Here is an 8,334-nt window from a genome sequence, read left to right on the forward strand (position 1 = left end):
AACCTTGCATACTTCGTTTGTTGCTAATTTACCCTCGGAGGACACGCCTTGAAGCAGCCCACTCAGATAAGCTGGGATCAGTCGATGATCGAAAAATATAACTACAGCGGTCCCCGTTATACTTCTTATCCAACGGCGCTAGAGTTCGATGATTCATTCACTGAACAAAACCTGTTAACGGCGATTGAAAACAGTAAGAGTGACAAACTGTCGCTGTATATTCACATCCCCTTCTGCGCCAAACTTTGCTACTACTGTGGCTGTAATAAAGTCATCACTCGCCACGCCCACAAGGCTGATCAATACATTGAGTATTTAAGCCTCGAAATTATTAAGCGTGCTCCACTGTTTAAGCACTACACAGTCACCCAAATGCACTGGGGCGGCGGCACGCCAACCTTCTTAAATCCTGAGCAAATTCTGAAGTTAACCGACTTAATCAAGGCTAACTTTAACTTTGCCGCTGAAGGTGAGTTCTCGATCGAAGTTGACCCGCGTGAGATTGAGCTTTCAATGCTCGATACCTTAAAAGAAGCAGGCTTTAACCGCATTTCTATCGGGGTGCAGGACTTCAATAAAGAAGTACAAGTCGCAGTTAACCGCGAGCAGGACGAGCAATTTATTTTCGATTTAATGGCCAAAGCCAAGGCCATGGGATTCGTCTCAACCAATATCGACTTAATTTACGGTCTGCCACACCAGACACCCGAAACATTCGCCGCCACCATGCAGCGCGTGTTAGATCTGTCGCCCGACCGTCTATCTATGTTCAACTATGCCCATTTACCCGCGCGTTTTGCCGCGCAGCGTAAAATCAAAGATGAACATTTACCATCGCCGAAACAGAAACTCGAGATGTTGCATCAAACAATCGAGACCTTAACTGGCGCAGGTTATCAGTACATTGGCATGGACCACTTCGCTAAGCCCGACGATGAGCTGGCTAAGTTACAACGCGAAGGCAAACTGCATCGCAACTTCCAGGGTTATACCACCCAAGAAGAATGCGACCTGCTTGGCCTTGGCGTGTCTTCAATCAGCCAAATCGGCGATTGTTATGCGCAAAACCAGAAGGACATTCGTCCTTACTACGAAGCCATCGACAAAGACGGACATGCGCTGTGGAAAGGTTGTAGCCTGAACCGTGATGACGAAATCCGCCGCGTAGTGATCAAACAATTGATCTGCCACTTCGATTTAGATATGGCGAAAATGGACGAAAAACTGGGTATTAAGTTTGAGGAATACTTCGCCGAAGACTTAAAACTACTGCAAACCTTTATCGACGATAAATTAGTTGAAATCGCCGACAGAAAGATCACCATCAGCCCCACAGGCCGCCTGTTGATCCGCAATATCTGTATGTGCTTCGACCTTTACTACCGTCAAAAAGCGCGTCAACAACAGTTCTCCCGTGTGATCTAACACTGACACATTTCCAATAAAAAAATCCGACTCGAATGTCGGATTTTTTATTGGAAAATAGAGCTACTTACTTAAGCTTTAGCCGCATACAGCGCCTTACGCTCACTCTCGGATAAAAACGCCATTTCCACCCCATTACGTTGCACCTGAGTCAGCTCAATATCACTAAGTCCCAGTTCAGACTTAGCAATGCGATACTCATGCTTGATATCAATCGCACTCACACCCGGATCATCGGTGTTCAGGCTTATCAACACACCGGCATCCATAAAGGTTCTGAAGGGATGTTCAGCATAGGAAGACACTGTCGAGGTGTGTAGGTTGCTGGTAGGGCAAGATTCGATACCGATACGGTGTTTAGCGAGATATTCCATCAGCTTAGGATCGTGAATCGCATTCACCCCATGGCCGATACGTGTCGCACCCAACTCCTGAATCGCTTGCCACATACTTTGCGAACCCGCCGCTTCCCCCGCATGGGCGGTAATCGCTAAGCCTGCGTCTCGCACTCGCTTAAAGTGCTCGTTAAATAACTCGCCAGGAAAACCTAACTCATCGCCGGCTAAATCCATCGCGACTAAGTGTTGTTTATGGGCGAGTAAGCCTTCAAGCTCCTGAGTACAAGCGGCTTGGCCGAAAGAGCGCGACATAATTCCGATAAGATTGATTTTAACTTGGTAATCTTTCAGGCCTGCTTTCACCCCATCGATAACCGCTTCAACCACACCTTCAATCGGTAGCTTATGGTTCATCGCCATGTAATATGGGCTAAAACGCAGCTCCGCATAATCAAGGCCAGATAACGCCGCATCGGCCACGTTTTCATAGGCGACACGTTTTACCGCATCTAAATCAGCGAGAACGGCCACCATCCAGTCAAGCTTCTTCAAGAAGGCGACTAAGCTGGTTTCTTTCCCCTGAATCTGTACAAATGGCGCGAGAGTCTCTAAAGAATCGGCAGGCAAAGCAATGCCATGTTGGTGTCCGAGTTCCCAAATGGTGTTCACTCGCACGTTACCATCTAAGTGACGATGCAAATCCACCAATGGAATGGATGTATTGATCATAATTAACCCCTATGTGAACTACCCAGCCAATGCTTTTGTTATTTGGTCTAGGGCGGACACTAAGTTTAACACGCATTCTTTGGTGGCACTTAGCTAAGGGCAGGATTTAAATTCACATTCAGTCACAATTCTGCTTAATATGCGTACAAGAATCTGGGGTAAACCTCAGGCATAATGACTTCAATAACAACGAAAATATCCGAGATAAATCATGCATAAACTCTTTACCCCAAGCTTACTGATTTGCGCCCTAACTGCCTGTAGCACAGCTCAAACTCCTATCGAACATACACCGACAACCATCACTACAGCGCAGGCGCCAGCCAAAACTATGGCACCAGCACTGCAAGCGATTGTGGATCAAAGTTGGCAACTCCAACTCAGTGCCAGCCCAGAAATGGCCTATGGAATGGGAGACAAAAGTGCTGCGGGTAAACTACAAGATCTGTCACCAGAAGCCTTAGCCAAGCTCAATCAAGGACAAATTGCCATTCTGGCCCAATTGAAAGCACTGAATCGCAGCAAGCTGAGTAAAGAAGATAAAATCAACGCCCAAATCCTCGAGGATCAGATCCAAAATGAGGTTGATCTCTATAAATACAAGGATTACTACCTGCCAATCACCGCAGAGAGCGGCTTCCACGCCTATATATCTTCCATTGCACAAGGGCGATTCAACACCCTAGAGGATTACCAAAACTACCTAGGTAAGCTTAAGGCGCTACCGACCTATTTTGCCCAGCAAACCCATTGGTTAAAACAAGGCTTAAAGGAAGGTATTACACCGCCTAAGGCGACGCTCAAGGGATTTGAAAACAGCATTAGTGCTTACATCTTACCGGTAGAGAAAAGCAGTTATTTCAAGCCATTTACTCAATATCCAAGCCACTTTACCGAGGCGCAAAAAGCACAGCTCACCCAAGAAGGCAAAATCTTAGTCGAACAAAATGTAATCCCGACCTATCAGGCTTTTTATGATTTTATGACTCAGGAGTATATGCCCAACACTCGGGAAAATATTGCCGCCAACAGCTTACCCGATGGTGATGCCTTCTACGAGAACCGCGTTCGCTACTACACGACCTTAAATATGACCTCGGTCGAAGTGCACGAGCTCGGTTTAAAAGAAGTAAAGCGTATCCGCCAGGAAATGGAGCAAGTCATTAAGTCTGTTGGCTTTAAAGGCAGCTTTGCCGACTTTTTACATTTCTTAAGAACCGATCCCCAGTTTTATACCACCAGTGCGGATCAGCTCCTGAAAGAGGCGGCCTTTATTGCCAAAAAAGCCGATGCCATGTTGCCCAAATATTTTGGTAAATTGCCGCGAAAACCCTACGGTATCGCGCCAGTGCCGGCCGAAATTGCCCCTAAATACACATCCGGCCGTTATTCAGGCTCTAATCGTGATGACGAGCCGGGTTACTACTGGGTTAATACCTACGCCTTAGATAAGCGCCCGCTCTATGAACTCGAAGCGCTAACGCTACACGAAGCTGTGCCCGGACATCATCTGCAGATTTCACTTAACTCCGAACTGAGCTCGTTGCCTGATTTTCGTCGCTATAGCTACATTTCGGCCTTTGGTGAAGGTTGGGGATTGTATAGCGAGTACTTAGGCTTAGAAGCGGGATTCTATCAAGACCCTTACAGTAACTTTGGACGTCTCACTTACGAGATGTGGCGCGCCGCTCGCCTCGTTGTCGATACGGGGATGCACGCCCAAGGTTGGAGTCGAGAACAAGCCATCGAGTTTATGGCGAGCAACACGGCGTTATCGCTCCACAATGTGACCACTGAGATTGACCGCTACATTACCTGGCCAGGGCAAGCGCTCTCCTACAAGATTGGTGAGCTCACCATTAAACGCCTACGCGCGAAAGCCGAGCAAGCCTTAGGCGACAAATTTGATATTCGCGCCTTCCACGACGCGGTATTAGAAAATGGTTCTGTACCTATGTCGGTGCTGGAGCAACAGATAAACGACTTTATCGAAGCACAAAAAGCCGCGATTTAAGCTCATCCCAAGGGAGCGGGTATTTTCCTGCTCCCTTTCCTGCCCGCCCCAGTTCTCTGATACACTCTAGCAAACCTTTTTGCCCGAGATGTGCGACAGAGTATGAGCCAAACGCCCCTAAACTTTCCAAGGAAAGAGTTTTCCAAGGTAGCTTTTTCAACGGAACACGATTTAAATACTTCTGAACAGCAAGCCTTTTGGCAAACCGTTGTCCAAGACACACTCAAAACCTCCGATGGGTTAACCTTGGCCTATATGATGGTCAAGCATCCCAAGGCCCATGCCAGCATAGTTATCAGCAGTGGCCGGGTTGAGTCCTACTTAAAGTATCAAGAATTGGTATTTGACTTGTATCAGCAAGGCTATTCGGTGTTTGCCATTGATCACCGCGGCCAGGGATTATCGAGCCGCATGACGGCAAATCCCCATCAAGGCCATGTGCGGCGGTTCAACGACTATATCGACGACTTTGCCCTGTTTATGCAAAGCGTTGTACTCAAACATGCCACTTCGCCGCTGTTCTTACTCGGGCATTCCATGGGCGGCGCCATCGGCACCTTGTATCTCAAACAACATCCAGATGTTTTTACCGCGGCGGCATTCTCAGCCCCCATGTATGGTATTAAGTTACCTATGCCCAAAGGATTTGTCCGTTGGCTTGCCAGTAAGCTCGATACTAGCCTCAACGGTGGAGAGCCTAACTATGTTCTCAGCGGGCAAAACTATAAGGCCGCTCCCTTCAAAGGCAATGATCTCACCCATTGCCAGAGCCGTTACCAAGCTTACCGAGAATTGTACGATGCAGCGCCAAAGCTGCAATTAGGCTCACCGACTAACCGCTGGTTGACTGAATCCTTAGATGCGGCCGATGCCTGTGTCTTGGCCACGGCACATATCCGCACACCCATTCTGATCCTACAAGCTGGTGAGGATAAAATTGTCGACAATGCCGCACAAAATCTTGCGGTGAGTTCTAATTGCCAACTAAAAGTGATTGCAGGTGCTGCCCATGAAATTTTTATGGAGAAGGATAGCTATCGCAATCAAGCACTCAATTACGTACTCGACTTTTTTAAACGCTACGCAACAAGGGACGTGGACAAACAAGCTGTTTAAAATCATTAAAACTCAAGGCTCGAGCGATATTGTAGCCTTGAAAGTGCGTACATCCTAAGGTTGTAAATAGCTGCTGTTGCTGTACAGATTCGACACCTTTCGCCACTATCGGCAGTTTAAAAGATTGTATCGATTGAATAAGCGCTTGGCTCCAACTGGCATCAACCAGCAAGCTTGCAGCACAATGCAAATCTAACTTAACCTCTGTAAGCGGGTAGTGGTGTAGGCAACTTAAGGCGCACTGGCCAGCACCAAAGTTATCTAATGTAATCGCAATACCAGCCTCTGTTAACTGTCGGATACGTGGCTCAACAAAAGCGTTAGCAGTAAGCAATATACCCTCAGCAAGTTCAACCCCCAGTTGCTTATCATCAAGCTCATAGGAACGAACTAAAGTAATAAATTGATCTACAAAATCAGCTTGGCAAAAAGATAAGGTACTTATATTCAACGTCATACGCGGCAGTATGATGCCCTGTTGCTTAAACTTTTTGACTAACTGACAAACTCGATCGGCAACATTTAAATCAAGCGCGGCGATTAATCCATTATGCTCAGCTAAGCGAATAAACTGCGCTACAGGCACGATTTCACCATTGGGTAAATACCAGCGAGATAAAACCTCTGCAGAAACAATTTTGCCTTGCCTATCAACAACAGGCTGGAACATCAAAGAGAGTTGATTGTCAGTAATCGCATGTTGTAATGCACTGATTAATGACGATTCAGGATCAACAGCAGACGCTAAGTCTGGATGATAAAACGCGCATCCCTCATGCTCCAGTGACAGAGCACACTTCATTGCGAGTTGCGCACGCTGAACCACGAGTTCTGGAGTGAGAGTATCGACGGGATCTAATAAACAAATACCCACGTTGGCACTCAAACTAAAATGAGACTCTCCATAATGGAAAGGGCGAATCGTAATTTGTCTTAACTCGGTTGCCAAAGCTAATGCACGACGCCCTGCAATCTCAGCATCAACGGCCAACTCCTTAATTAAAAGAGCAAAATGACCAAGTTCAATATGAGCAACGACAATGTTCTCTGTAAAATAACTCGAGAGCCTTGCACTTAACTGCGACAGTAAACGCTCAAGTTCGTGGGATGATAATGCCTCGCTAACGCCTAAGGTATCGACATTAACGAATAATAATGCTCCCCACTGGCCAGAACTATTACGTTGAGTCAGGTAATGTGACAATTGCGCCATAAATACTTCAGGAAGCATCCGATGACCACCTGCCGATTGCTTCACTAACTCCGCAATCGCAGCATGGTTTCTCTCACTCTCTGATACATCGACATGAATGCCTATCATCCGAGTCGGTCTACCAAGATGGTCCCAGTCGACTAACATGCCACGGTCAAATACCCAGACATAATGCCCTTCGCGGTGCTGTAAGCGATGAACACTCTCAAACTCTTTTGTTTTTCCGCTCACATATTCCTGTAAGCAATGCAATACAGCCCGTCTATCCTCGGGATGCAAACGTGTTTCCCATGTCTGGAATACCCCTTCCAGTTCATCGGGTTGATAACCTATCATTTCTTTCCAGCGGTCGGAGAGAAACACTTCGCCAGTACGAAGATCCCAATCCCAAATACCATTGCGCGACCCTTCAACGGCAAATAACCAACGCTGTTCACTATCATTAAGCTGTTTAACCGCTCGCGCTAACCGATCATGAACCAATTGTAGGTTTGTTTGCAGGGATAAAATCTCGGACGCACTCCAAGGTACTTGAGTAGAAAATGCCGATGTGCCGACATGTTGTGCCGATTTGCATAACAGCTTCAGTGGACGTATTAGCAGATAATATAACACGCAGGTAAAGCCAATAAGCAGCAACGCCCCAAGCCCCCACACACGCATAAATCGCTGTTGTAACTCGCTTGATGCTCTCGTGACCAAAGGGGCTAGATCAGATTCAAGATAAAGCAGCTCTGTGGCCCCAGGATACTGGGCGTCAACTGGATAATAAGCTTGAATTGATAACCTTTCTGGATTGACCGAAATACTTGCCTGACCTGATTGCACTACGGCATGATGTCTAAGCACATCATATCCATCAATCACTTCTATCGCATTGCTATCGCGCCAAACAGTATGATTAGCAAAACGGATCCGACTGTTCGCATCCAGCAAGATATAAACCATCACATTCATATCTAAGGTTGCTAGAGACACTTCCTGCTCAATCCGCTCAATATCTTGCAATGCCTGTGCTGACTGAACGACAGCCTGCATACGCAAAAGCTGCTGTTTTATCTGACTCACTTGACGATCAGCTAACTCCTTACGCACCAGTTCACTCTCATAAAAATACTCAGCCGTCACTAACACTAAATAAAGTGTCAGCATACACACAGGAATTAATACGGCGAGTGAGAGTTTGCGAAGCATTGGTAGCTTATGATCTTAAATAAAGAAATAGACGCCCTGTATGCTAACGGTAAACCTACGACTAAGCAAAAAGACTTAACATAAATACAAGTATTTTGGAGAATACTGCCTAAAAATTAAGACAGTGATTGATTGTAATCATCTAATAACATTTAGATGTTTTGAATATGGGATTGCTATGTTATACCATTCCGCATTAAAGTTCAGTCACCTTTGCCCATTCCCGAGAGCACATCTTTACCACGCGTTTTGTACAACTGATAAAGCTGTTCCATGCCTGGCTGCAGGCATCCACTATGTCCTCA

The 8,334-nt window shown here is 46.4% G+C and carries 5 protein-coding genes; 3 read left to right on the forward strand and 2 right to left on the reverse strand.

Annotated elements, in window-relative coordinates; genetic code table 11:
* Positions 1 to 48: 48 nt before the first annotated feature.
* On the forward strand, positions 49 to 1,425 hold the full coding sequence (gene hemN / locus IEY09_RS09870; RefSeq protein WP_188870889.1) for an oxygen-independent coproporphyrinogen III oxidase: 1,377 nt from the start codon (positions 49 to 51) through the stop codon (positions 1,423 to 1,425).
* A 71-nt stretch (positions 1,426 to 1,496) separates the two neighbouring features.
* Here hemN and add read toward each other — a convergent pair whose 3' ends face one another.
* Entirely contained in the window at positions 1,497 to 2,492 is a 996-nt protein-coding gene (gene add / locus IEY09_RS09875; protein WP_055648204.1) for an adenosine deaminase, read from the reverse strand.
* Between the two features lie 211 nt (positions 2,493 to 2,703).
* Here add and IEY09_RS09880 point away from each other — a divergent pair, with 211 nt between their 5' ends.
* Positions 2,704 to 4,506: a DUF885 domain-containing protein gene (locus IEY09_RS09880; protein WP_047537639.1), complete on the forward strand. Its 1,803-nt coding sequence runs from the start codon at positions 2,704 to 2,706 to the stop codon at positions 4,504 to 4,506.
* Between the two features lie 102 nt (positions 4,507 to 4,608).
* Positions 4,609 to 5,622, forward strand: a complete 1,014-nt coding sequence (locus IEY09_RS09885; RefSeq protein ID WP_188870891.1) for an alpha/beta fold hydrolase — start codon at positions 4,609 to 4,611, stop codon at positions 5,620 to 5,622.
* Here IEY09_RS09885 and IEY09_RS09890 read toward each other — a convergent pair.
* On the reverse strand, positions 5,579 to 8,029 hold the full coding sequence (locus IEY09_RS09890; protein ID WP_188870893.1) for an EAL domain-containing protein: 2,451 nt from the start codon (positions 8,027 to 8,029) through the stop codon (positions 5,579 to 5,581). The genes IEY09_RS09885 and IEY09_RS09890 overlap by 44 nt on opposite strands.
* Between the last annotated feature and the right edge of the window lie 305 nt (positions 8,030 to 8,334).

Source organism: Shewanella xiamenensis, from assembly GCF_014647135.1.
In the GTDB taxonomy this organism is placed as follows: domain Bacteria; phylum Pseudomonadota; class Gammaproteobacteria; order Enterobacterales; family Shewanellaceae; genus Shewanella; species Shewanella xiamenensis.

Excerpts from the sequence above, each read along its gene's own strand:
- IEY09_RS09890 (WP_188870893.1), bottom strand. The coding sequence starts at position 8,029 with ATGCTTCGCAAACTCTCACTCGCCGTATTAATTCCTGTGTGTATGCTG.
- IEY09_RS09880 (WP_047537639.1), top strand. The coding sequence starts at position 2,704 with ATGCATAAACTCTTTACCCCAAGCTTACTGATTTGCGCCCTAACTGCC.
- IEY09_RS09885 (WP_188870891.1), top strand. The coding sequence starts at position 4,609 with ATGAGCCAAACGCCCCTAAACTTTCCAAGGAAAGAGTTTTCCAAGGTA.
- add (WP_055648204.1), bottom strand. The coding sequence starts at position 2,492 with ATGATCAATACATCCATTCCATTGGTGGATTTGCATCGTCACTTAGAT.